Annotated in this window: 26 protein-coding genes, 1 rRNA gene and 1 other RNA gene; 6 read left to right on the top strand and 22 right to left on the bottom strand. The window is 58.2% G+C overall.

Annotated features, from left to right (window positions below; translation table 11 throughout):
• The 8 genes from VGL70_03545 to zapB form a co-directional block, all read right to left on the bottom strand.
• Positions 1–134: ribosomal RNA gene (locus tag VGL70_03545) — 16S ribosomal RNA — on the bottom strand; the annotation flags it as partial.
• A 279-nt stretch (positions 135–413) separates the two neighbouring features.
• The gene (tyrS, locus tag VGL70_03540; protein HEY3302592.1) at positions 414–1643 is read right to left on the bottom strand and encodes a tyrosine--tRNA ligase; all 1230 of its coding nucleotides are present in this window, start codon (positions 1641–1643) and stop codon (positions 414–416) included.
• On the bottom strand, positions 1640–2437 hold the full coding sequence (locus VGL70_03535; protein HEY3302591.1) for a TIGR00282 family metallophosphoesterase: 798 nt from the start codon (positions 2435–2437) through the stop codon (positions 1640–1642). Before VGL70_03535 ends, tyrS begins: the two co-directional genes overlap by 4 nt.
• 76 nt (positions 2438–2513) lie before the next feature.
• Positions 2514–4079 carry a ribonuclease Y gene (rny, locus tag VGL70_03530; protein ID HEY3302590.1) on the bottom strand — a complete coding sequence of 522 codons (1566 nt, stop codon included), beginning with the start codon at positions 4077–4079 and terminating at the stop codon, positions 2514–2516.
• 16 nt (positions 4080–4095) lie between these two features.
• Positions 4096–4707, bottom strand: a complete 612-nt coding sequence (locus VGL70_03525; GenBank protein ID HEY3302589.1) for a 5-formyltetrahydrofolate cyclo-ligase — start codon at positions 4705–4707, stop codon at positions 4096–4098.
• Between the two features lie 303 nt (positions 4708–5010).
• Positions 5011–5189: non-coding RNA, 6S RNA (gene ssrS, locus VGL70_03520), on the bottom strand.
• A 14-nt stretch (positions 5190–5203) separates the two neighbouring features.
• On the bottom strand, positions 5204–5482 hold the full coding sequence (locus VGL70_03515; GenBank protein ID HEY3302588.1) for a cell division protein ZapA: 279 nt from the start codon (positions 5480–5482) through the stop codon (positions 5204–5206).
• An 18-nt stretch (positions 5483–5500) separates the two neighbouring features.
• Entirely contained in the window at positions 5501–5728 is a 228-nt protein-coding gene (gene zapB / locus VGL70_03510) for a cell division protein ZapB (protein HEY3302587.1), read from the bottom strand.
• Positions 5729–6099: 371 nt separating this feature from the next.
• On the opposite strand from zapB, the gene VGL70_03505 reads away from it, so the two are divergent.
• From VGL70_03505 to VGL70_03480, 6 genes are all read left to right on the top strand, one after another.
• On the top strand, positions 6100–6681 hold the full coding sequence (locus VGL70_03505) for a sigma-70 family RNA polymerase sigma factor (protein ID HEY3302586.1): 582 nt from the start codon (positions 6100–6102) through the stop codon (positions 6679–6681).
• Positions 6682–6706: 25 nt separating this feature from the next.
• Positions 6707–7231: a zf-HC2 domain-containing protein gene (locus VGL70_03500; GenBank protein ID HEY3302585.1), complete on the top strand. Its 525-nt coding sequence runs from the start codon at positions 6707–6709 to the stop codon at positions 7229–7231.
• Positions 7206–7598 (top strand): DUF3106 domain-containing protein, encoded by a 393-nt coding sequence (locus VGL70_03495; protein HEY3302584.1) that lies wholly within the window; start codon positions 7206–7208, stop codon positions 7596–7598. Before VGL70_03500 ends, VGL70_03495 begins: the two co-directional genes overlap by 26 nt.
• A 63-nt stretch (positions 7599–7661) precedes the next feature.
• A complete protein-coding gene (locus tag VGL70_03490) occupies positions 7662–7898 on the top strand; it encodes a hypothetical protein (protein ID HEY3302583.1) in 237 nt (78 codons plus the stop codon).
• 12 nt (positions 7899–7910) lie between these two features.
• Positions 7911–8099 carry a hypothetical protein gene (locus VGL70_03485; GenBank protein HEY3302582.1) on the top strand — a complete coding sequence of 63 codons (189 nt, stop codon included), beginning with the start codon at positions 7911–7913 and terminating at the stop codon, positions 8097–8099.
• Between the two features lie 25 nt (positions 8100–8124).
• On the top strand, positions 8125–8496 hold the full coding sequence (locus VGL70_03480) for a hypothetical protein (GenBank protein ID HEY3302581.1): 372 nt from the start codon (positions 8125–8127) through the stop codon (positions 8494–8496).
• A 259-nt stretch (positions 8497–8755) separates the two neighbouring features.
• Here VGL70_03480 and VGL70_03475 read toward each other — a convergent pair whose 3' ends face one another.
• From VGL70_03475 to VGL70_03410, 14 genes are all read right to left on the bottom strand, one after another.
• Positions 8756–10207, bottom strand: a complete 1452-nt coding sequence (locus VGL70_03475) for a glycine--tRNA ligase (protein ID HEY3302580.1) — start codon at positions 10205–10207, stop codon at positions 8756–8758.
• Between the two features lie 17 nt (positions 10208–10224).
• Positions 10225–11037, bottom strand: a complete 813-nt coding sequence (gene dapB / locus VGL70_03470) for a 4-hydroxy-tetrahydrodipicolinate reductase (GenBank protein HEY3302579.1) — start codon at positions 11035–11037, stop codon at positions 10225–10227.
• Positions 11030–11908: a 4-hydroxy-tetrahydrodipicolinate synthase gene (dapA, locus tag VGL70_03465; protein HEY3302578.1), complete on the bottom strand. Its 879-nt coding sequence runs from the start codon at positions 11906–11908 to the stop codon at positions 11030–11032. The genes dapB and dapA overlap by 8 nt, the downstream gene beginning before the upstream one ends.
• Positions 11909–12023: 115 nt before the next feature.
• Complete coding sequence (gene dapF, locus VGL70_03460; protein HEY3302577.1) at positions 12024–12845, bottom strand: diaminopimelate epimerase; 822 nt, start codon at positions 12843–12845, stop codon at positions 12024–12026.
• Positions 12846–12885: 40 nt separating this feature from the next.
• The gene (gene lysA / locus VGL70_03455) at positions 12886–14157 is read right to left on the bottom strand and encodes a diaminopimelate decarboxylase (GenBank protein ID HEY3302576.1); all 1272 of its coding nucleotides are present in this window, start codon (positions 14155–14157) and stop codon (positions 12886–12888) included.
• A complete protein-coding gene (locus VGL70_03450; protein ID HEY3302575.1) occupies positions 14154–14576 on the bottom strand; it encodes a lipoprotein in 423 nt (140 codons plus the stop codon). Before VGL70_03450 ends, lysA begins: the two co-directional genes overlap by 4 nt.
• Positions 14577–14658: 82 nt before the next feature.
• A complete protein-coding gene (gene argH / locus VGL70_03445) occupies positions 14659–16032 on the bottom strand; it encodes an argininosuccinate lyase (GenBank protein HEY3302574.1) in 1374 nt (457 codons plus the stop codon).
• 253 nt (positions 16033–16285) lie between these two features.
• Positions 16286–17491 carry an argininosuccinate synthase gene (locus VGL70_03440; protein ID HEY3302573.1) on the bottom strand — a complete coding sequence of 402 codons (1206 nt, stop codon included), beginning with the start codon at positions 17489–17491 and terminating at the stop codon, positions 16286–16288.
• Between the two features lie 35 nt (positions 17492–17526).
• Entirely contained in the window at positions 17527–18450 is a 924-nt protein-coding gene (gene argF / locus VGL70_03435) for an ornithine carbamoyltransferase (protein HEY3302572.1), read from the bottom strand.
• 21 nt (positions 18451–18471) lie between these two features.
• Positions 18472–19662: an acetylornithine transaminase gene (locus VGL70_03430; GenBank protein ID HEY3302571.1), complete on the bottom strand. Its 1191-nt coding sequence runs from the start codon at positions 19660–19662 to the stop codon at positions 18472–18474.
• Between the two features lie 80 nt (positions 19663–19742).
• On the bottom strand, positions 19743–20624 hold the full coding sequence (gene argB / locus VGL70_03425; protein HEY3302570.1) for an acetylglutamate kinase: 882 nt from the start codon (positions 20622–20624) through the stop codon (positions 19743–19745).
• 8 nt (positions 20625–20632) lie between these two features.
• Entirely contained in the window at positions 20633–21964 is a 1332-nt protein-coding gene (gene hslU / locus VGL70_03420; protein HEY3302569.1) for an ATP-dependent protease ATPase subunit HslU, read from the bottom strand.
• Between the two features lie 88 nt (positions 21965–22052).
• Positions 22053–22583, bottom strand: a complete 531-nt coding sequence (hslV, locus tag VGL70_03415; GenBank protein ID HEY3302568.1) for an ATP-dependent protease subunit HslV — start codon at positions 22581–22583, stop codon at positions 22053–22055.
• A gap of 86 nt (positions 22584–22669) precedes the next feature.
• On the bottom strand, positions 22670–23128 hold a 459-nt coding region (locus VGL70_03410), incomplete at its 5' end, for a tyrosine-type recombinase/integrase (protein ID HEY3302567.1).

The following is a 23128-nucleotide window of genomic DNA, read 5'->3' as shown; positions in this document are numbered from 1 at the left end:
GAGGTAGGTTACCTACGTGTTACTCACCCGTGCGCCGCTTTACTCGGGGTATTGCTACCCCTTTCTCGCTCGACTTGCATGTGTTAGGCACGCCGCCAGCGTTCGTTCTGAGCCAGGATCAAACTCTCCAGTTAAACTTTTCATCAGCCGTAGGCTGAGGATTAACTGAATGATTGATAGCTGCCTCATCGGCTTTAACAGAAGCCCTAAACCGTCTCCACCCAAATTTGGCGATTTGGATGGTTGCTACTATTTAGTTTTCAAAGACCGAAGGGATTTGCCAGAATGGCAAACTCTAACCGTAAGACAAAGATCCTCCGTTGTCAAGTAATCTTCGAGAATTTTTTGACTGAAGGAGGATCGATCGGGAACTTACTGGACCCGGATGAGCATAGAGCTCGGGCTAATCAGAGTCAGGACGAAGAGGAAGAAATAGAATTTTTTTCTTGCTCGACCGCCTCGGCGATGCGCATCTTGCCGACCTCGATCAAGCGGTGAAGCTTTCTTTGAAACTCGAAGTTGATATCCGTCACGATCTTCCCGTCGACGCGGACACCGCCTTGAGCGACCAACCTCCTCGCCTCGCCTTTGGAACGGGCGAACTTCAAGTCCACAAGCAGCTGCGTGATACCCACCCGCTCTGGCGGCGAGAATTGCGTGCGAATGTTCTTAGGCACTTCGCGTTTTTGATGACGCGTCTCGAAATAGTCGCGGGCGGAATCACCGGCCTCCTTACCGTGGAAACGGGATACGATTTCATGGGCCAACGACTTTTTGAAATCCATAGGATGGGCTTTGCCGTCGGAAACCTGTCGGCGGATTTTTTTGATTTCTTCGAGCGGTTTATTGCTCAGTAGCTCGGCATAGCGCCACATGAGCTCGTCGGAGATCGACATCATCTTGCCGAAAATTTCCTCGGGCGGCTCGTTGATGCCGATGGTGTTGCCGAGCGACTTGCTCATCTTGTTGACGCCGTCGGTGCCTTCGAGCAAAGGCATCGTCAACACAACCTGCGGCTCCTGCCCGTACTCGCGCTGGAGTTCCCGGCCGACGAGTAGATTAAAGCGCTGATCCGTCCCGCCCAACTCCACGTCGGCTTGAAGTGCGACCGAGTCGTATCCCTGAATCAGCGGATAGAGGAATTCATGGATCGTGATCGACTGCTGGTTCTGGTAGCGCGTCTTAAAATCTTCTCGTTCGAGCATGCGGGCGACCGTGTATTTCGCGGACAGCTCGACGAGGGCGACGGCGTTCATTTTCGCCATCCAACGGCTGTTAAAGTCGACTACTGTCTTTTTCGCATCGAGGATCTTGAAGACCTGTTCCTTGTAGGTCGCGGCGTTCTTCTCGACCTCTTCACGGCTGAGCGGCTTTCGCGTCTCGGATCTTCCCGTCGGATCGCCGATGAGCCCCGTAAAGTCGCCGATCAAAAAAATGACTTGATGTCCCAGGTCCTGAAACTGCTTCATCTTCTGCAGCAGGACCGTGTGCCCCAGATGGAGATCCGGCGCGGTGGGGTCGAAACCCGCTTTGATTCTGAGCGGCTCTCCCCGCGCCAGCTTCCGCGACAACTCCTCCTCCAGGAGGATTTCCACCGCCCCGCGTCGAAGAAGCGTGAGTTGTTCCTGAGCAGAGACTTTCAATCGTCCTCCCGCTTCCACGGCACGCGCAGCCGGCGGATTTCCCGCGCCTTGCCGGTCTCCTCGTCGATGTCGACGATGATGCCTTGCAGCACGACATTTTCTTTGGCGACTTCGAACTTGCGCGGCAACTGGGTCAAAAATCCCTCGATGACGCTTTCCTTTTCGATTCCGATCACCGAGTCCAACGGGCCGCACATACCGAGGTCCGTAATGTAGGCTGTGCCGCCGGGCAGAATTCTCTCGTCCGCGGTCTGCACGTGCGTGTGCGTCCCGTAGACTACCGACGCGCGGCCGTCGAGATACCAGCCCATCGCGATTTTTTCTGAAGTCGCCTCGGCGTGCATATCGACGATGACGACCCGTGAATGACCGCCGTGCTCGTTGAGCAGAGCGTCGGCGCAACGGAAAGGATCATCGACCTGGTGCGGCATAAAAATTCGCCCCTGCAAGTTGATCACCAGAGCGCGGAGGCCGCGCTGGTCGCTCCATTCGATCCAGCCGCGGCCCGGCGCGCCATTAGGATAATTAGCCGGACGCAAAAGACGGCTCTTGTTCTCCAGGTAAGGATAGATCTCTTTTTTTTTCCAAATATGATTTCCCGAGGTCAGAACATGAACGCCTCCGGAAATCATCTCCTCGGCGCTCTTAATGTCGACACCCATGCCGCCGGCGGAGTTCTCCGCGTTGGCGACGACGAGATCGACGTTCTCATTCTTCACCAGACCGGGCACCAGCTCCCGTACGGCAGTTCGCCCCGGCCGGCCCACTACGTCTCCCAAGATCAAGATTCGCATGCCCACCCCGATTTTCGATTTTAGATTTTTGATTTTAGATTAAATCCAAAATCGGCAATCCAAAATCTAAAATGGGTTATCTCGCGTATTCCACCGACCGCACCTCGCGAATGACGGTGACCTTGATCTGGCCGGGATAGGTCATCTCAGCTTCGATCTTACGGGCGATCTCGCGCGCCATCCGGGCGGCTTCTTCGTCGGAGATGGTGTCGTGCTGCACGATGATCCTGATCTCGCGCCCGGCCTGGACGGCGTAGGATTTCTCCACGCCCTTGAACGAGTTGGTGATGCGCTCCAGCTCTTCCAGCCGCCGCACGTAGGTCTCGAGCATCTCGCGGCGCGCGCCGGGACGCGCTCCTGACAGAGCATCCGCCGCATCTACCAGCGGCGCCAGGATCGTCTCCGCCTTGACGTCTTCATGGTGCGCCGCGATGGCATTGACGATCTTCGGCGACTCACCGTATTTCCGCGCTAATTCTGCTCCGATAATGGCGTGCGATCCTTCGACCTCGTGATCGACCGCCTTGCCGATGTCGTGGAGCAGCGCGGCGCGGCGGGCCTGTTTTTCGTTCAAGCCCAGCTCAGCGGCCATGTTCCCGCAAATGAAAGCGGCTTCGATCGAGTGGAGCAGAACGTTCTGCGCGTAGCTGTACCGGTACTTGAGTCTACCCAGCAGTTTGATCAATTCAGGATGCACTCCATGAACACCGACGTCGAAAATGGCTTTCTGACCGGCCTCGCGAATCGCTTCATCCACCTCCTGTTCGGACTTGCGCACGACTTCCTCGATCCTGCCGGGATGAATGCGCCCGTCGGAGATCAGCTTCTCGAGCGACAACTTGGCGATCTCGCGCCGGATCGGATTGTGTCCGGAGACGATCACCGACTCCGGCGTGTCGTCGACGATCAAATCGATTCCCGTAGCGGCCTCCAGCGCCCGAATATTGCGACCCTCGCGGCCGATGATTCTTCCTTTCAGATCGTCGCTCGGCAGCGGGACCACAGTAACGGTACGTTCGGCGACGAAATCGCCCGCCAATCTCTCGATGGCCAACGCCACGATCTTCTGCCCTTTGCGGACCGCTTCTTCGCGGGCTTCTTCCTCGATCACGCGGATGCGCTTGGCCGACTCGTGCTTGGCCTCTTCCACCATCTGGTCGATGAGGCTCCTCTTTGCCTCTTCCCGGGTCATTCCCGCGACGTGCTCGAGCTGTTGCTTGGCCTCGTCCGCCTTGCGTTCATACTCGGCCTGCTTTTCTTCCAGGCTCTTTTCTTTAGCTTTGAGCGATTGCTCTCTTCGCGCCACTTCGCTCTCACGCCTCTCCGCGCCTTCGATTCTCTTGTCGAGCCCCTCTTCCTTGCCGACCAGTCTTTTCTCAAGGGCCTGAATCTCGCGGCGCGTCTCCCGGATTTCATTCTCAAATTCGGTCTTGGCCTGTAGGATGCGGTCCTTTCCCTGAATCTCCGCCTCTTTCTTGATCGCGCCGGCCTCCCGCTTGGCTTCCTCGATGATTCGGGCCGCCGTGGTGCGCGCCTGCTCCACCTCGCTGCGTCCTTGCGTCTTTCGTAGCCAGGAAAAGGCCAGGAACAAGCCGCCGCCTATCAATATCCCGACGATTCCAGCCAATAGATTAACTTCCAAAGTCAACACCCCCTTTTCACCTTATTACGAAACCCATCCCTGAATCGGATGGCAAATCACCGCAGTCGATAACCCTCCTCTCGGTAATGATGTGATGAACCTTGCGATCCCAACTGTCTGTCGGAATCTCGTCCACGATCTGAAACTCGTATGCCAGCGCAATAAACCTCGCCTGCTCCCCAAGCGTCGCAAGCGCCCGGTCGTACCAGCCCTTGCCTCTGCCCAGACGATTCCCATGCATATCGAACGCGAGACCGGGAACAAAAACAATCAATCCCTCCTCATCTTTTTTAGCCAACCTCTCCACCCCTGTCGGCTCGAGAATTCCATACCGGCCCGGCTTCATTTTTTTCGACTCTTCGAACCGCACCAGATGCAGGTCGTTCCCGCTCTCAAGTTTGGGATAAAATAATTTTTTCCCCGCCTTTAGAGCGTGCTCGCGGATGTCCTCGGTGGCGACCTCATTGCCGCTCGGGCTATACAAAGCCACCGCTCGGGACCGATGGTAAGGAGGGAACCGCAGGACTCTCTGTTGGATCAGCCGGCTCTTGGAAGTGATCTCAGAAACGGATAGCCGCTCTCTTAAATGAACAGCCTGTGCCCGTAGTATTCCTTTTGTGTCCCCCATGTGCACCAACTGGGCCGGCGCAAGGAGCCTGCTCGAATGCGAGCAGGAAGGGGGAAGGGAGGCGAGCGCTACGTCGCTGATCTATGCGGCGAATCGCCAATGTCTTCGCCGCCGTTCCTCGGATAGGGAGCCCAAAGGCGCCAGAGGTAACCGATGTTCGGAGAACCTCTGATAGAAGACTCCGAGGCGTAATCGATAATTTCCGAATTTTCTATCGTATTCACTGTGCGAAAGCCGCTGGCTTAGATCCCGTAACGCTTAAGTCCCCAAACCCCGTTCACCACCCTGAGTCCGATTCTTTTGGTTTCCCCCGCCTGTGCCGTGTCAAACGATCAACTTGAACCTGGAAACCAGGTGGACGCCATATTACCGCTGGAGTCTACCCCTCGGAGGGGGCCTGACCGACACGGCAAGAGACGGCTTCCTTGTTTTGTTTGTTGGTTCTAAGTTGCCTCAGATGATCACGAACACCGCAGGGGAAACGATCATCTCCGTTTTAGCCCTCCTCAGTTAAATTCGTCGTAAGTCTTTTTAATAATAAGGTGACCCGCTGTGAAATCTCGGCATGATGATCTTTAAGCCGCTGATATTCGTCCGCAATGTTGAGCGCGGCCAGCATGGCGATGCTGGACTTCGCCGTCGGCCGCGTGCCTTTGATGATTTCTTGCATTTTTCGGTCGACATACCCCGCAACATTGCGAACATGATCCTCATCTTCGTCGGTGCGCAGTGTCACCCGCTCGCCCATGATCTCCACTTCAATCGCCTTCTTCATTCGACTCTTCTTTTCTGGTCAAGGGAGATCCAGTTGTTCCAAATGGCCCAGAATCTTTTCCAGGCGCTCGCGCATCTCGCTGCGGTCGCGCTCGTATTGCCGAATCTGCCCCCTCAACTGGTGCCATTCGGTCTCCCTTTGCTGCAACTTCTTCTCGGCCGACTCCTTTTCCCGCTTTATTCTTTCATGCTTTTCAAGCAATCGATTGATTTTCGCCTCAAGCTCTTCCAGATTATTGAGTTCCATCGCCCTATGAGTGAAGTTACGAAATTTAGTCTAAAGTCAACCTCCTTTGTTGTCAAGCTGATTTTGCAGTACCCTTCGCCGGGGCCTTGCCTGGGGGTAAAATAGCGCCGATTTGGCGCCATGTCCCCGTCTTTACTGGTAAACCTTTCTGTGTAGTTGGCGTCTAACCTATTGGGCAAGGTGGACCGGAGAGGACTGGAATGAATTCGAGGAAGATCGTAAACTCTATCAGGAGCGGCTCGAACCGGAGCGCGCCCTGAGAGAAGGGTTGAGGGAGACTAACCCTGATTTCAATGGCAATATTGCCGGGCGCTTCAGCCGAAAGCCGAGCAGGCTTTTACCCGACCGCCACACTGGATCGGAAACGGCTCATGCTAAGCACGCGCCCTGAAGAGTTCGGCGACGACGAGTTGGTAATTTCGGCCCAGCAGGGCGAGCGGGAGGCGTTCGAGGTGTTGGTGGAACGCTATAAACAAAAAGCTTACCGGATCGCGTTCGACTTCACCCGAGATCGCGAAGAGGCCAAGGACCTTTCGCAAGACGCGTTTCTTCAGGCCTTCAGCCACTTGAAAGGCTTCGACCGGCGATCGAGTTTTTATACTTGGTTTTACCGTATTCTGGTTAATCTGTGCCTTGACTCCCGGCGCCGTAAAGGGCGAGTATCTTGGGAGTCCCTGGACGAGAAAACAGAAAAAGGGAGTGGACTTGAGAAAATTGCCAATCCGGGTCCGTCTCCCGACCAAGAAGCAATGAGGGGGGAACTTTCGCGCCGGATTGGAGAAGCGCTCAATACACTTCCGCCTAAACAACGTACCGTTTTTTTGCTGAAGAACCACCAGGGGCTTTCGATCAGCGAGATCGCCGCCATTATGAAGTCGGCCGAAGGGACCATCAAAGCTCATCTCCATCGCGCGGTGATGTCGTTGAGAGAGAGATTAACTGAGCTCGCGTAATATAATATTGGTTAGGAGAAGCGATATGGCTGAGAGAAAAGAATTACCGCCGGGGGCATGTAAAGATTTCGAGCCGGACCTGGTGCTCTATTATTACCAAGACTGCGCCGGAGCCGAGCGGCAACGAGTGGAATTGCATCTCGAAAGCTGCGCCCGATGCCGAACCTTCTTAGAAGGGTTGAGAAGCTTTCTGCCTGCGACTGTCGAGGCAGACGAGCCTGCGCCGGCCTTCTGGCAGAGCTACAGTAGAGAGATGCGGGCAAAGCTCGCGGCGGAAGATGAAAAAGCCGGGTGGCGACAGGCGCTTTCATTCCTCTTCCGCCCCTGGCCGGTGCCGGCCATGGCGACAGCTCTGATCCTGGTGCTCGCCCTGACTTTTACCAAGGGATGGCTGCCAACGGGTCAAAATGCGAAGGAACCGGAGCTGGCTGAGATGGCGGAAAATGTGGATTTTTTGAACTCGATGGACTTCCTCGATTCGATGGCGCTCCTCGAAGCCGTCGAAGGACAAGAGACGCAAAGCGGTGAAACGACTCCTCGTTCTTTATAGCTTGCTGCTCGGCTTGCTCATGCCTATGGGTAGTTGGGCACAGGAGCGGCCGTTGGGCCGCATGAGCCCTAGCGAGAAGGCCGAGCTCGAGCGTAATCTACAACGCTGGCGCAATCTTTCGCCCGAAAAGCAGGAGCGCTTGCGCAAAGAATGGGATTATTGGCGTAGTCTGCCACAAGATCGGCGGGAGACGCTCAAACGGCGCTTCGAAGAGTTTCGTGAGCTGCCCCCGGACGAGCGCCAGCAATGGCGCAATAAGTTTCAGGAACGGCGCCAATTTTTACCCGAAGACAAGCGCACTCTGCGCGAGCGTTTGAGAGAAAAGGATAAAAGACAGCGGCCCCGGGACAATCGGGATAGGTATTAGAACCGGAGGCTGTAAACTTTTTCCCCGAGAACAGCGTCTAACGGTCAGAAAGGAGAACATGCGATGATAAAGGGTTTATTGCTTGGCTTGTTCGCTTTGTTCATTTTGGCTCTCTCGACCCCATCGGTAGGCCACGCGTATCACTGGAGACATCGTCATTACGACTATTATTACAGCGCCCCCTATCCTTACCCATTCATTTACTACCGGCCTTACCGCTATTACCGGCCCTATTACCCTTACCCTTATGGCTACTACCATAGACCGTATGGCTACCGGTACGGATACTACGGATACTAGGAGGTCTTTAAAATGAAAAAGATCCTGCTAGGCTTGGTGCTGGCGGCGCTGATGGCCCCGCTCGCGGGTTGTGTGGTTTACGATGGTCCCGGCCCATACTATGGGTATCCCTATTATCGGGCCTACCCGTATGGATATTACTCGTACCGACCTTATTACGGCTACTATGGCTATGGTTATCGCTACCGATACGGCTACTGAGCAAGCACCGAAAGGAGTCTTTGATATGAAAAAGCTTTCAGCTGTGATTTTGGCGACAATTCTTGCAGCGGTGCTCCTGGCGCCGGCTCCGAGTTTCGCCTGGCATTATGGGGGGCGAAGGGGCGGCTATAACGGAGCGGCGATTGCGGCCGGAGTCCTTGGGGGCTTGGCGACCGGCATTATTCTGGATCGGGTGTTGTTCCCACCGCCGCCGCCCGTGGTGGTAGAACCGGCTTACCCGCCCCCACCGCCTCCGGCGCCGCGCGATCCGTACGACAGTGGCTATACCGACGGCTATAGCCGGGGCGTTGAGCGCGGTCGCTACGAGCGTTATCAGCAAGGAAGAGACCGCGGCTATAACGACGGCTACGAAGACGCGCGCGGCGGCCGTTACTAGGCGGCCTTCACAAATAAACAGGCTTGGGCCTTGCCGGTAAGGTCAGATGCGGGGGTGGTTTTGTGAAAATGCTTCTTCTGGCAATCACGCTGGCTGGTTTGGTTGCAGTTTTCTCCGGCAAGGCCCACGCCTCAGACCCATACTACGATGACCCGTACTCTATAGAAGTTCCAGTCCCATCCGTTGCGGCCGGCTCGCTCAATACAGCGCAACCCACTAGAAGGCGGCGTTAAGAAAGCGCCGCAAGTCTTTTTCGTAATTATTTAGCCGCAGGTTTTTTGTAGGATTCTTGGCCGGCGATGTCCGGCCATTTTCCCGCCATCAGTTCGGCCATGATATTCTGCAGGCTGGAGATCGGAACGCGGACTTGCTGCATCGTGTCGCGGTCGCGGATTGTGACCTTCTCGTCCGCCGCCGTCTTGTCGTCGCCGACCGTCTGAACGTCCACCGTCACGCAAAACGCGGTTCCAACCTCGTCCTGCCGGCGATAAAGCCGGCCGATCGAGGCGGTATCGTCGTATACTGAAACCCAGCGCTGCTTTAAATCCGCGCATAGCTTTTTTGCCGTCTCGACGATTCGGTCGTTTTTTTTGAGCAGCGGCAGGACCGCGACCTTGACCGGCGCCAGCTCGGGATGAAAGCGGAGAACCACGCGCTTCTCGCCTCTCACCTCTTCCTGATGGTAGGCATCGACGAGAAAGGCGAGCGTCGAACGGTCGGCTCCCGCCGACGGCTCGATCACGTACGGCACGACTTTCTGTTTTGTCTCCTCATCGAAATACTCCAGTGCCTTGCCGCTGAACTGCGCGTGTTGTTTGAGATCGAAGTCCGTGCGGTTCGCGATCCCCTCCAGTTCGCTCCAGCCCATGGCGAATCGGTATTCGATGTCCGCCGTTCGCTTGGCGTAGTGGGCTAGCTCGTCTTTCTCATGCTCGCGCAGCCGGATATTTTCTTTTCTCAGGCCGTACTTTTGGTACCAGGCGAAGCGTTCGTCGATCCACCGCTGGTGCCACTCCTCGTCCGAGCCCGGCATGACGAAATACTCGATCTCCATCTGCTCGAACTCGCGCGTGCGGAAGGTGAAATTTCCCGGCGTAATCTCGTTGCGGAAGGCCTTGCCAATTTGCGCGATGCCGAACGGTAGCTTGAGGCGCATCGCCTGCTGAATGTTTTCGAAGTTAACGAAAATGCCCTGGGCGGTTTCGGGACGAAGATACGTGACCGCGGCCTCGTCCTCCACCGGCCCCATAAAAGTCTTGAACATGAGATTGAACTGGCGCGGCGGCGTGAGCTCCCCCTTGCCGCAGGCCGGGCAGAGCGTTCGCTTACCGCCGCAATGCTTGCACGCCTCGCCGCCGGGGATCACGAACTTGTTTCCCTTGGTGGCCGCGCAGTAATGAACCCACTCTTCTTCGTCGAGCTTGTCCGCGCGAAAGCGCCGCTTGCACGCCTTGCAATCGACCATCGGGTCGGTGAAGTGATCGATATGTCCGCTCGCCTTCCACACCGTCGGATGCATGAGGATCGAGGCGTCAAGCCCGACCATGTCGGAGCGGAGCTGAACGTTGTCGCGCCACCAGGCGCGCTTGACGTTGTTCTTAAGCTCCATGCCGAGCGGGCCGTAGTCCCAACAGGACCCCGTGCCGCCGTAAATCTCGCTCGACTGAAAAATAAACCCGCGCCGCTTGCACAGCGACACGATGGTTTCCATATCGACCATGAGTTTTTTTACTTCAGCCCCAGCACGTCCTGCATGCTGTAGAGGCCGTTTTTTTGTTTGACCAGCCACTCGGCGGCGCGGAGAGCGCCGCGCGCGAAGGTCTCGCGGCTCTGGGCGCGGTGGATGAACTCGACCCGCTCGCCCAGGCCGCCGAAGATCACAGTATGATCGCCGACGATATCTCCGGCGCGAACGGAGAGCAGGCCGATCTCCTGCTTGGTCCTTTCGCCGACGATTCCTTTTCGTCCGCAGACGCCGGCTTGATCCAGGTCGCGGTTGAGCGCTTGAGCGATCGGCTGCGCCAGCGCCAGGGCCGTTCCGCTCGGCGCGTCTTTCTTGAAACGGTGGTGCGCCTCGACGATCTCGACGTCGTAATCGTCGCCGAGCGTCTTTGCTACTCTGCCCATGAGACTGATCAGCAGGTTCACACCAAGCGACATATTGGCTGAGATAAGGACGCGCGTCCGGCGCGAAAGCTTTTTGATCTCACCCAACTGCTTCGGATTGAGCCCAGTCGTGCCGATAACGATCGGCACTCCTTTTTGCGCGGCGATTCTCACGTGCGCCAGCGTCGCATCCGGGGCCGTGAACTCGACGATCACGACCGGCCCTTTTAAGAGCGGCGCAATTTCGGCGACGATCGGAACGCCGATTTTTTCCACGCCGGACATTTCACCGGCGTCCTTTCCGATCTGCGGATTACCGGCGAATTCCACCGCGCCGGCGAGTTTCATGGCGCGGTTCTCATGAATGAGACGGACGAGCGCGCTCCCCATCCTACCCGCCGCGCCGCAGACGACAACGCCCAGCATTTCAGCCATGAATGAGACCGAAGTCGGCCATCGCCTGTCTGAGCTTCTTGACGTTTCCCTCGGACATCGGCGTCAGGGGAAGGCGCAGGTCGCCGCGGCACTTGCCCATGATCGAGAGCGCGGTCTTGATCGGAATCGGATTGGTCTCGATGAAAACCGCTCGGATCAGAGGAAGGAGCTTGAACTGGAGCTTTCTGCCGGTTTCCCAATCCCCTTTGAGACAGGCCTGCGTCAGGTCGGACATTTCCCTAGGAGTTATATTCGCGACGGTCGAGATCACGCCTTTGCCGCCGAGCGCCATGAGGGAATAGGTGAGAGAATCCTCTCCCGAGTAAACCGCGAACCGGTCGCCGCAGAGACGGAGCACGTCGATCGCCTGATCGACGGAGCCAGTCGCCTCTTTGACGCCGGCGACGTTCTTGATCTCGCTGAGACGCGCCAGCGTCTCCGGCTCGATCTTCGATCCCGTGCGCGCCGGAATATTGTAGATGATGATCGGGATTCCCACGGATGAAGCGACTTTCTTGTAGTGCTGGTAGATCCCTTCCTGCATCGGACGGTTATAATAAGGTGAGATCATGAGCGCGCCGTCGGCGCCGGCCCGCTCCGCGCCGATCGTGAGATCGACGGCTTCCTGCGTCGAGTTCGACCCGGTGCCGGCGATCACCGGCACGCGTTTTTTAACCGCCTTGACGACCGCCTTGATGACCTCGTGGTGCTCGCCATGGTCGAGCGTGGCGGATTCTCCCGTGGTGCCGCACGGAACGATCCCGTTGGTCCCGTTCTGAATGTGAAACTCCACGAGCCCTTCGAGGCTCTGCCAATCGACGCCGCCATCCTTGAAAGGCGTCACCAGCGCTACCATAGAACCGGCAAACATGGTACTACCCTCCGCTAACAGGCCGTTGAGAAGCCCTCCGTTCACCCTTCGACGAGCTCAGGGCCAACGGAGGAGTTCTTAAAGACCAAGGGAATTCCCGTTCGTGCTGAGCCCGCTATAGCTTCGCAGTCCCTTGAAACACCTCTTCCGCCCCGCCCGTCATATAAACCCGATTGTCGTCGCGCCAATCGATCAGCAAGTCGCCGCCGCGCAGATGGACCGTGACCTTCCGGCCGTGTCTTTTCGTCAGCGCGCCGGCCACCACCGCAGCGCACGCGCCCGTGCCGCAGGCCCAGGTCTCTCCGGCGCCGCGCTCCCAGACGCGCATGCGGATCTCTTCCGCGCCGAGCACCTTGACCAATTCGGTGTTCACCCGGTTGGGAAAGAAAGCATGATGCTCGAAGCACGGGCCGATCTTCTCGAGATCCAAACCGTCCGGATCGTCGGGATACACGACGCAATGCGGATTCCCCATCGAGACGCAAGTCACGCGGTGAGTCGTTCCATCGACTTCCAAGGGATAGTCGAAAATTTTGCCGTCGGCGTTGACCGGAATCTTCCTGCCGTCGAGGATCGGCTCGCCCATGTCCACCTCGACCAGATCGCCGACGAGGCGCGGCCGGATGATGCCCGCCAACGTTTCCACCGCCAGCTCCTTTTTTTGCGTGAGACCGTGGTCGTTCACGTATTTGGCGAAGCAGCGGATGCCGTTGCCGCACATCTCCACCTGGCCGCCGTCGGCGTTGTAGATCTCCATTTTGAAGTCGGCGATCTCAGACGGATGGATCGTCAAGAGTTGGTCCGCGCCGATGCCGAAGCGCCGGTCGCAGAGCCTTTTCGCGAGCTTTTCGAGGTCGCGCTTCTCGCCGCCCAGGCAATCGATAAAAACAAAATCGTTGCCACAGCCGTGCATCTTGGTGAAGCGAAGCTGGCCCATCTTTGCCCCTTAAACCCTTGAACCCTGAAACCTTTAAACTTTATTGTAGCACCGCCGGTATCGTTTCTCCGCTGATGAGATCTTCCAGGCTCTCCCGCCGCCGGACGACGTAGAATTTATCGCCGTCCACCAGGACCTCCGCCGGGCGCGGGTGCGAATTGTAGTTCGACGCCATGGTAAAACCATACGCCCCGGCGCTCATGACCGCCAGCAGGTCGCCGGGCTCGGGTCTCGGGACTTCGCGGTCTTTGGCGAAAAAATCTCCGCTCTCGCAGATCGGTCCGACGACGTCGGCGACGATCGTCTCGGACTTTTTATCGGCCACGGGACGGATCGCCTGGTAGGAACCGTAAAGCGCGGGTCGAATCAGATCGTTCATGCCGCCGTCCACGACGACGAACTTCTTCTCGTCGGTCTCCTTAAGATAAAGAACTTCGGTGACGAGAATGCCCGCGTTGCCGACGATCACGCGGCCCGGCTCGAGAATCAGGGTGACGTCGAGTCCCTCGAGACCCTTGATGAGCGCGGCGGCGTATTCTTCCGGACGAGGCGGCTCTTCATCCTTATATCGAATGCCCAAGCCTCCACCGAGGTCGAGGTAGCGGATATTCGCGCCCTCTTTTCTTAAATAACCCGCGAGCACCCGGTCGAGATACTCTCTGACGCGCGCGAGTGCGTCCACGAACGGGTCCACCGACGTGAGCTGCGAGCCGATATGGCAGTCGACGCCGATCACTTCGAGGTTCTTGAGCGACAGGGCCTTCTTGTAAAGCTCGGCGGAGCGCTTGATCTCGATGCCGAACTTGCTCTTCTTCATTCCGGTCGAGATATAAGGGTGCGTCTTGGGATCGACGTCGGGGTTGACGCGCAGGCTGATCGGCGCCCGCTTCCCCAGGCCGCGGCTCACCTGATCGATAAAAGTCAGCTCCTGCTCGGACTCGACGTTGAACATCAGGATTCCGGCGTTGAGCGCGTACTCGATCTCTTCCTTCTTTTTTCCCACGCCGGAGAAAACGATCTTCTTGGGATCGCCGCCGGCCTTGAGCGCGCGAAATAGCTCGCCGCCGGAAACGATGTCGAAGCCGCTTCCCTCCTTGGCGAAAGTCCTCAGCACCGCCAGATTGGAATTGGATTTGACGGAGAAGCAGACCAGATGTGAAACCTTGACGAAGGCTTGATCGAAGACGCGGTAGTGGCGTCGGAGCGTGGCGAGACTATAGATGTAGGCCGGCGTACCGACCTCGCGGGCGATGCGGCGAACGGGCACTTCCTCGGCAAACAATTCTCCGTTTTTGTATTCAAAGTGATTCATTTCGCCTTCCAGGCGACCTCGACTTCGTTGGAGGGTTCGCTCAAAGTGTCGTCCATGACCTTGGAAATAACGCGATAGCGGTAAATCGTCTGCGGCTGAAGCTCCTGATCGACGAACCCGTATTGCTTTCGCTTCTGAAATTTCTGCTGGTCTTCCACGTTGACGACCGCCCTCTCTCGATACGGCACGGGACACTCGGGGCACGTCTTGGAGATCTCCTTGCGAAAAATAATGAAGCCGGCAAGATCGTTCAGCTCCTTGCCGTCAAGGTAACGATCCGGCCGTGTCCACGTGAGGTTGACTCCCTGGTTTCCCGCCTTGCCCCTTAGATCCTTGATCGGTTCGGGAATAGCGCCCTCCGGCGCGCGCAGAGGACCCTTGGCGCCGCAGCCGGCTAGTGCAGCCAGTGCAAATAGCAAAATGCAAATTGAAAATTGAAAATTGGAGGGTGGTTTTGCCGTGTGCATTTTGCACTTTACATTTTGCATTTTGCAACGCTCCTTAGAAGCCCATCTCCCTCAGGCGCCGTCGCACGTTGGCCGGCGCGGTTCCGCCCTCGGAGCGGCGCCGATCGACGGCCGCCCGCGGCGTCAAATACGCATAGACGTCGCGCTCGATCCTGGGAGAAAAGCGCCGCAGCTCTTTGAGCGGCAGCTCCTCGATCTTGCAGGCTCGCTCGACGCACACGCGGACGATCTTTCCCACGAGCGCGTGGGCCGAACGGAACGGCATCCCGCGCGCGACGAGATAATCCGCCAGATCGGTGGCGTTCATCAAACCGTCCGCCGCCGCCGCCGTCATTCTCTCTTTCTTTATTTTGATCTCCGCCATCAACCCGCGCATGACTTCGAGGCTCGCCTTCACGGTGTCCACCGTGTCGAAAAGCGGCGGCTTGTCCTCCTGCAAGTCGCGGTTATAAGCCAGAGGAAGCCCTTTCATGATCGTCAGCAGCGCCTGCAGGTGGCCGAAGATCCGGCCGGTCTTGCCGCGGATAAGCTCCGGCACATCCGGATTTTTTTTCTGCGGCATCATCGAGCTCCCGGTACAATAGCGGTCGGGCAGCTCGATAAATCCAAATTCTGTACTAGACCATAAGACCAATTCCTCCGCAAGGCGGCTCAAATGAACGAAGAGAATCGCGGCGGCCGAGATAAATTCCAGAACAAAGTCGCGGTCACTGACGGCGTCGATGCTGTTTTTGGCGACGCGTGGGAAGCCGAGAAGCTTGGCCGCGTAGCGCCGGTCGATCGGCAAGGTCGTGCCGGCGAGCGCGCCGGCGCCGAGCGGCAGGACGTTCACCCGTTTTAGACAGTCGCTCATCCGCTCGCGGTCGCGCTCCAACATCTCGGCGTAGGCGAGCAGGTGGTGCGAGAAGAGAACCGGCTGCGCGCGCTGCAAGTGCGTATAGCCCGGCATGATGATCTTGAGATACCGTTTGGCCGCGCGCCCGAGCTCGCGCTTGAGCCCCTCGATCGCCGCCGAAATATTTTTGAGCTCGTCGCGGAGATAAAGGCGCATGTCGAGAGCGACCTGATCGTTGCGGCTGCGCGCGGTGTGAAGCTTCTCTCCCGTCCGGCCGATCTTCTCGATCAGCCGCCGCTCGATGTTCATGTGGATGTCTTCGTCGGCGGCGGAGAAGCGGACCTTCCCCTCCTCGATTTCTTTCTCTATCGTTTGCAATCCGCGCACGATGCGCCGCGCCTCCCGGGACGAGATGATGCGCCGGCGCCCGAGCATGCGCGCGTGGGCGATGCTGCCGGCGATATCGTGGCGGTAAAGCCGCCGGTCCACGTCGATCGAGGCGGTGAAAGCCTCGACCGTTCCCGCCGTGCGGCCGGCGAAGCGCCCGCCCCAGAGTTTTTTACCCCGTGCCAAAAAACCACCTATCCATTTTCGATTTTAGATTCTTACCTGTTCAATGTTCGACAAAACAACTTCAACAAAGATTCTCGCGCCAAGACGCCAAGGCGCAAAGTAAAATATTTTCTTTTTCTCCGAACTTGGCGTGCTTTGCGTCTTTGCGCGAGTCACCTCTTTGCCGATTCCGTAACCCAAATGTTAGCCGGATATTTCAAATATGTTTGGTTGGATTTTGGACTTTAGATTGAACCTTGAACCCTTAAACTTTTTAACTTTCTTTTAATTGACGCAACCGCCGAAGCCGCAGCCGGAGCGCGTTCAGCCGGATGAAGCCTTCGGCGTCCGCCTGGTTGTAACCTTCGCCTTCTTCGAAGGTCGATATCTTCGGATCGTAGAGCGACACCTCCGACTTTCTTCCCGCAACGTAGGCGCTTCCCTTGTAGAGCTTGAGGCGCACGCGCCCCGTCACATTTTTCTGGGCGGCGTCGATCGTCTGCTGCAAGACTTCCCGCTCGGGCGAGAACCAGTAGCCGTAATAAATCATCTCCGCGTAGCGCGGCACCAGGGAATCGCGGAGCCGCATCACCTCGCGGTCCATGGTGATCGATTCGAGCGCCCGATGCGCGAGGTGGAGCAACGTCCCGCCGGGAGTCTCGTACACGCCGCGGGACTTCATGCCGACGTAGCGGTTCTCGACCGCATCGACGCGCCCGACCCCGTGCCGTCCGCCGAGCCGGTTCAGCTCGCTCAGCAGCTTGGCCGGCGAAAGTTTCTTGCCGTCGAGCGCCACCGGATCGCCGGCGACGTATTCGATTTCGATATACTCCGGCTTGTCGGGCGCCTTTTCGGGCGCGCGCGTCCAGACGAACATCTCGGCCGGCGGCTCGCTCCACGGATCTTCCAGTATCCCTCCCTCATAGCTGATGTGAAAAAGATTCCGGTCCATACTGTAAGGCTTCTCTTTGGTGACGGGCACCGGAATGCCGTGGCGCGAAGCGTAATCGATCAGCTTGCCGCGCGAGTCGAGGTCCCAGGTCCGCCACGGAGCGATAACTTTTACATCCGGCTTTAGCGCATAGTAAGTGAGCTCGAAGCGGACCTGATCGTTGCCTTTGCCGGTTGCGCCGTGCGCGACCGCGTCGGCCTTTTCCTGCACCGCAATCTCGATCTGGCGCTTGGCGATGAGCGGCCGCGCGATCGAAGTGCCAAGCAAATAGGCGCCTTCGTAAATCGCGTTGGCGCGGAGCATCGGGAACACGTAGTCCTTGACGAACTCTTCGCGCAGATCGTCGATATACACTTTGCTCGCGCCGGTCTTCTTCGCCTTCTCGCGCACGCCGTCGAGATCTTCTTCCTGACCGAGATCGGCGCAGTAAGCGATCACCTCGCATTTGTATGTCTCGATCAGCCAGCGGAGGATCACCGACGTGTCGAGGCCGCCGGAGTAGGCGAGCACCACCTTGTTGATCTTCATTTTTCCGTCTTCAAGCTTCTTACTGGTTTTCTCTCTCAACCTTTGAACCCTTTCAACGCCCATACCATGATCGCCTTCTGCACGTGGAGGCGATTCTCGGCCTGATCCAGGACGACCGATCGCGGACCGTCCAGAACCTCGTCCGTGATCTCCTCGCCCCGGTGCGCCGGCAGGCAATGCATGACCACAACATCCTTTTTCGCCTTGGCCACTACGGCTTGGTTGAGCTGGTAGCTCTGGAAGGCCCTGCGTCTCTTCTCAAATTCCCTCTCCTGCCCCATGCTGGTCCAGACGTCGGTGTAGAGGGCGTCCGCATCCCGCACCGCTTTCTCGATCTCATGCGTGACGCTTACTCTTCCGCCCTTTTCTTTTGCGGCGCGCGCGATCTTCGCGTCGGGCTCGTAGCCTTTCGGACAGGCGACGACAAAAGAGAGCGAGAATTTTTCCGCCGCTTGCATCCAGGTATGGACCATGTTGTTGCCGTCGCCGAGAAAGGCGACCTTCAAACCCTTCAGAGCGCCCTTGCGCTCCAAAAGCGTCAAACAATCCGCCAATACCTGGCACGGATGAAACAGATCCGTAAGGCCGTTGATGACCGGGATCGTCGCGTGCGACGCCATTTCCTCCAGGGTATGCTGGGCAAAAGTGCGCATGACGATGAGATCCACCCAGCGACTCAAATTGCGGGCGGAATCCGCCGCGGTCTCCCGCACGCCGAGCTGGATCTCTCCCGGGCCGAGAAACACCGCGTTGCCTCCGAGCTGGAAAATTCCCGTCTCGAAACTGACCCGGGTCCTGAGACTCGGCTTCTCGAAGACGAGAGCCAGCGTCTTGCCCACCAGCAGGCGATGCGCCCGTCCGCTCTTCTGCTCGCTCTTGAATCTCTGGGCGAGCGATAAAACCTTCTCGATCTCCTTTCGGCTGAGATCGTCCAATGTCAGCAGATCTCTCTTCTTCATGGCGGCTTTAACCGGGGCGTATTATTGGCGCGCGAGGACGCCTTCAAGAATGGCCAGACCGCGCTCGATATCCTTCTTCCCAATGGTGAGCGGCGGAATGAAGCGCAGCACCTTGTGGGCGGTGCAATTGATCAGGAGGCCGGCTTTCATGCAGTCCTCCACAATCTTTCCTCCGTCCTGTTCCAGCTCCATGCCAAGGATGAGCCCCCGGCCGCGGATCTCGCGAATGTAGCGAAACTTCCGCTTCAGCGCCTGGAGCCCGTCGGATAACACCCTTCCCATCTTGACGCAATTCTTGAGCGCGCCGCCTTGAAGCAGAGTCTCGAGCACGGCGGCGCCGACGCTGCAAGCCAGAGGATTGCCGCCGAAGGTCGAAGCGTGCGCGCCGGGGACGAAGCTGCGCGCCACTTTCTCTTTGGCCAGCATCGCCCCCAACGGCAACCCGCCGCCGAGCGCCTTGGCCAAGGTCATGATGTCGGGCTCGACGCCGAAATGCTCGTAGGCGAAGAGTTTCCCCGTCCGGCCCATGCCCGACTGCACTTCGTCGAAGATGAGCAGAAGCTCCTTCTGGTCGCACAGCTCTCTCAATCCCTGGAGATAGCTCTTGTCGGGAACGATCACGCCGCCTTCGCCCTGGATCGGCTCGACCAGAATGGCCGCGGTCGTTTTTTCATCGACGGCCTCTTCCATCGCGCGGAGATCGTTGTAAGGCACCCGGCGAAAGCCCGCCGGCAGCGGGTCGTATCCGGCGCGCACCTTTTCCTGCCCGGTGGCGGTGAGCGTCGCCAAGGTCCGCCCGTGGAAGGAATTTTGAGTCGAGAGAATTTCGTATTTTCCTCCCAGCCACTCCGCGCCGTAGCGCCGCACGAGCTTGAACGCCGCCTCGTTGGCCTCCGCGCCGCTGTTACAAAAAAAAACCCGCTCGGCGAACGAATGGCGGCACAGCTCGCGCGCCAGCCCCGACTGCGGCTCAATGTGATAGAGGTTGGAGACGTGGAGCAGCTTGGCCGATTGCCGGCGGATGGCGCGGGCTACCGCGGGATGGTTGTGTCCAAGGCAGTTGACCGCGATCCCGGCGACAAAGTCGAGATACTCCTTGCCGTCGGCGTCCCACACCCGAGCGCCCTTGCCGCGCACGAGCGCGACGGGAAATCGCGCGTAAGTATTGGCGACGTATTTTTGCGTCAGATTGATGATCTGGCGGTTGTTCATATATTTTTTGCGTCACATTTAGCTAAGAAACAATAAATTGTCGGGAGCGAAACTAATGGCTAACGGCTGAGGGCTGAACGCTATTTTTGAACTACCTCGGTCCCCACCCCCTCGTTCGTAAACGCCTCCAACAACACCGCGTGCTTCACCCGTCCGTCGATGATGTGGGTCTTCCCCACGCCGCCCTTCAGGGCCTCGATGCAGCATTCGACTTTGGGAATCATCCCTTCGCCGACGACGCCGTCCTGGATAAGTTTCCGCGCCTGGTTGATCTTGAGCGTACTCAAAAGCTCGCCCTTCTTGTCCTTGACGCCTTCGACATCGGTGAGCAGGATGAGCTTCTCCGCGGCGAGCGCTTCCGCGAGTTGCCCGGCGACCAGGTCCGCGTTGATGTTGTAGGTCTCGCCGCCCTCGCCGACTCCGATCGGGGCGATCACCGGGATGAATTTATTCTCGTCGAGGGAATTGATCACCATCGGATTGATGCCGGTGATCTCGCCGACCATGCCGATATCGACGACCTCCGGCTCCTGTCCGTTATTTTTCACCGTGACCGTCATTTTCCGCGCCTGGATCAGCCCGCCGTCCTTGCCGCACAAGCCGACCGCAAGACCGCCGTGCTGGTTGATCGAGTTGACGATTTCCTTGTTGATTTTCCCGACGAGCACCATTTCCACGATGTCCATGGTCGCCTGATCCGTGACACGCATGCCGCGCACGAATTGCGTCGGCGTCCCCATCTTCTCCAGCATCTCGTTGATCTGCGGCCCACCGCCGTGGACGACGACCGGGTTGACGCCGACGTATTTGAGCAGCACGATGTCCTGCGCGAAGCTGTCCTTCAGCTCTTCGTCGATCATGGCGTTGCCGCCGTACTTGATCACGAAGGTCTTGCCGTAAAAGCGCCGGATGAAGGGCAGCGCCTCCATCAAGACTTCGGCCTTACCGATATAGCGTTCCATCAGCGCACCTACAGAATATAGCGCGAGAGGTCCTCGTCCTTGAGGATCGGGTTCAACCGGTCGCGGACGTACTGGGCGTCGATCGCGACTTCCTTGCCGCGCATCTCCGGCGCCGAGTACGAGACCTCGTCCAACAAGCGCTCCATGATCGTGTGCAGGCGGCGCGCGCCGATATTTTCCGTCCTTTCGTTCACCTCCGCGGCGATCCGGGAGATTTCCACGATCGCGTCGTCGCGAAACGTGAGGCGCACGCTCTCGGTTTCCAGCAGCGCCGTGTACTGCTTGATGAGAGCGTTTTTCGGTTCGGTGAGGATGCGGACGAACTCGTCTTTGCCGAGCGAACCCAGCTCGACGCGGATCGGAAACCGCCCCTGGAATTCCGGAATCAAGTCCGACGGCTTGGCGCTGTGGAAAGCGCCCGAGGCGATGAACAGAATGTGATCGGTCTTGATCATGCCGTACTTGGTGTTCACCGTCGAGCCTTCGACGATCGGCAGCAGGTCGCGCTGCACGCCTTCGCGCGATACATCCGGCCCGTGGGCCGATTCGCGGCCGGCGATCTTGTCGATCTCGTCGATGAAGACGATCCCCGATTGCTCGACCCGTCGGACCGCCTCCGCGATCACTTTGTCCATGTCGATCAGCTTGCCCGCTTCCTCTTGCGTGAGAATCTCCAGCGCCTCGGGAATTTTGACGGTCCTTTTCTTGGTCCGCTTGGGCATGAGATTGGAGAACATCTCTTTCAGATTGAACTCCATGCCCTCCATCCCTTGAGGCGTCATGATCTCGATCATCGGCATGACCGTCTGGCTCATCTCGATGTCGACGAAGCGCTCGTCGAGCTTCCCTTCGCGGAGCATCTTCTTGAGCTTCTCTCTCGTGCCGGCGGCCCGCACGCTGTCGGCGTCGTCGCCCTCGTGCTTTCCGATCTGGAGCGGCGGCAGCAGAATATCGAGGATCTTCTCCTCGGCCAGCTCGCGCGCGCGGATCTCGACCTTTTGTTTTTCCTCGTCTTTCACCATGCTGACCGCGAGCTCCGTCAGATCGCGGATGATCGACTCCACGTCGCGCCCGACGTAGCCGACTTCCGTGAACTTGGACGCCTCGACCTTGATGAAGGGCGCCTGCGCCAGCTTGGCGAGCCGGCGCGAGATCTCGGTCTTGCCCACGCCGGTCGGCCCGATCATGATGATGTTTTTCGGCGCAATTTCTTCCCGCAGATCCTCGGGCACGAGCTGGCGCCGCCAGCGGTTGCGCAGCGCGATCGCCACCGCGCGCTTGGCGTCTCTCTGCCCGACGATATACCGGTCCAGCTCCGAGACGATCTCGCGCGGCGTCATGACCGGCGCCGGTGAGGAGGGCGGCGTGGCGTCGGCTAATTTTTCCGTCCGTAGATCCTTCATAGATCGCTAAATTCTTTGGCGCAGTTCATGGTAATTCTTCAAAGGATAACTGACTGTTGGTGTAAACGCATATCTCCGCCGCCTGGTGCATCGCCTCTTCGGCGATCGCGCGCGTGTCGAGCGACGTGTGCTTGAGCAAGACCCGCGCGGCGGCCAGCGCGTAGTTTCCGCCCGAACCGATCGCGATCGCGCCGTCGTCCGGCTCGACCACGTCTCCGGCTCCCGACACTACCAGAGAATTCTCCACGTCCGCAACGATCAAGAGCGCGTCGAGCCGGCGCAGCACGCGGTCGGTGCGCCAGTCCTTCGCCAGCTCGACCGCCGCGCGCTTCAAGTTGCCGTTGAACTGCTCCAATTTGGCCTCGAATTTTTCGAACAAGGTGAAGGCGTCCGCCGTCGCGCCGGCGAAGCCGGCGATGACCTTGTCGTGATAGAGCTTGCGCACCTTCCGCGCCGTGTGCTTCATCACCGTCTGGCCGAGGCTCACCTGTCCGTCGCCCACCATCACGACTTTTCCCTTGTGCCGCACCGCCAATATCGTTGTCCCGTGAAACATAGCTTCTAAAGGCTGAAGGATGAGGGATGAAGGATAAAATTTTGTCCGACCTTCATCCTTTCGCCTTCATCCTTCTGACTTGTCCCTTACGCTCTCGGATGAGCGCGGTCGTAGACCGCCGTGAGCTGATCCAGATTCACGTGCGTATAGCGCTGGGTCGTCGAGAGGCTCGCGTGTCCCAACAATTCTTGAATCACTCTGAGATCGGCGCCGCCGTTCAATAGATGCGTGGCGAAGGTGTGGCGCAGCCCGTGCGGTCCCATGCGCACGGCGATGCCGGCGGCCTTGAGATACTTCTCCACGACCCGCGCGATGCTCCGCGTCGTGATCCGTCTGCCACTATGATTCAAAAACACCGGCATGTCTCCCTTTGCCGCTCTCTTCCACTTTATCGTTTGTTCGGTGCCGTAGCCCCGCAACGCTTCAAGCGCCACTTCTCCGATCGGCACGATCCGCTCCTTCGATCCTTTACCGACCACTCTAATGATGCCCAACTGAAAGTCAACGTCGCTCCAGTCGAGCCCGACAAGCTCGCTCACCCGCAC

It is taken from the genome of Candidatus Binatia bacterium (genome assembly GCA_036504975.1).
Lineage (GTDB): Bacteria > Desulfobacterota > Binatia > UBA9968 > UBA9968 > JAJPJQ01.
This window is presented reverse-complemented; position numbering and strand designations above follow the sequence as displayed.

Excerpts from the sequence above, each read along its gene's own strand:
- dapF (HEY3302577.1), bottom strand. The coding sequence starts at position 12,845 with ATGGGCCAGCTTCGCTTCACCAAGATGCACGGCTGTGGCAACGATTTT.
- zapB (HEY3302587.1), bottom strand. The coding sequence starts at position 5,728 with ATGGAACTCAATAATCTGGAAGAGCTTGAGGCGAAAATCAATCGATTG.
- argB (HEY3302570.1), bottom strand. The coding sequence starts at position 20,624 with ATGGAACGCTATATCGGTAAGGCCGAAGTCTTGATGGAGGCGCTGCCC.
- VGL70_03500 (HEY3302585.1), top strand. The coding sequence starts at position 6,707 with ATGGCTGAGAGAAAAGAATTACCGCCGGGGGCATGTAAAGATTTCGAG.
- VGL70_03440 (HEY3302573.1), bottom strand. The coding sequence starts at position 17,491 with ATGAAGATCAACAAGGTGGTGCTCGCCTACTCCGGCGGCCTCGACACG.
- dapB (HEY3302579.1), bottom strand. The coding sequence starts at position 11,037 with ATGGCTGAAATGCTGGGCGTTGTCGTCTGCGGCGCGGCGGGTAGGATG.
- VGL70_03525 (HEY3302589.1), bottom strand. The coding sequence starts at position 4,707 with ATGGGGGACACAAAAGGAATACTACGGGCACAGGCTGTTCATTTAAGA.
- VGL70_03475 (HEY3302580.1), bottom strand. The coding sequence starts at position 10,207 with ATGGAAACCATCGTGTCGCTGTGCAAGCGGCGCGGGTTTATTTTTCAG.
- VGL70_03430 (HEY3302571.1), bottom strand. The coding sequence starts at position 19,662 with ATGAACAACCGCCAGATCATCAATCTGACGCAAAAATACGTCGCCAAT.
- dapA (HEY3302578.1), bottom strand. The coding sequence starts at position 11,908 with ATGTTTGCCGGTTCTATGGTAGCGCTGGTGACGCCTTTCAAGGATGGC.
- argF (HEY3302572.1), bottom strand. The coding sequence starts at position 18,450 with ATGAAGAAGAGAGATCTGCTGACATTGGACGATCTCAGCCGAAAGGAG.
- hslV (HEY3302568.1), bottom strand. The coding sequence starts at position 22,583 with ATGTTTCACGGGACAACGATATTGGCGGTGCGGCACAAGGGAAAAGTC.
- VGL70_03535 (HEY3302591.1), bottom strand. The coding sequence starts at position 2,437 with ATGCGAATCTTGATCTTGGGAGACGTAGTGGGCCGGCCGGGGCGAACT.
- VGL70_03490 (HEY3302583.1), top strand. The coding sequence starts at position 7,662 with ATGATAAAGGGTTTATTGCTTGGCTTGTTCGCTTTGTTCATTTTGGCT.
- lysA (HEY3302576.1), bottom strand. The coding sequence starts at position 14,157 with ATGAATCACTTTGAATACAAAAACGGAGAATTGTTTGCCGAGGAAGTG.
- VGL70_03485 (HEY3302582.1), top strand. The coding sequence starts at position 7,911 with ATGAAAAAGATCCTGCTAGGCTTGGTGCTGGCGGCGCTGATGGCCCCG.
- VGL70_03480 (HEY3302581.1), top strand. The coding sequence starts at position 8,125 with ATGAAAAAGCTTTCAGCTGTGATTTTGGCGACAATTCTTGCAGCGGTG.
- VGL70_03515 (HEY3302588.1), bottom strand. The coding sequence starts at position 5,482 with ATGAAGAAGGCGATTGAAGTGGAGATCATGGGCGAGCGGGTGACACTG.
- VGL70_03505 (HEY3302586.1), top strand. The coding sequence starts at position 6,100 with ATGCTAAGCACGCGCCCTGAAGAGTTCGGCGACGACGAGTTGGTAATT.
- hslU (HEY3302569.1), bottom strand. The coding sequence starts at position 21,964 with ATGACGCCGCGCGAGATCGTCTCGGAGCTGGACCGGTATATCGTCGGG.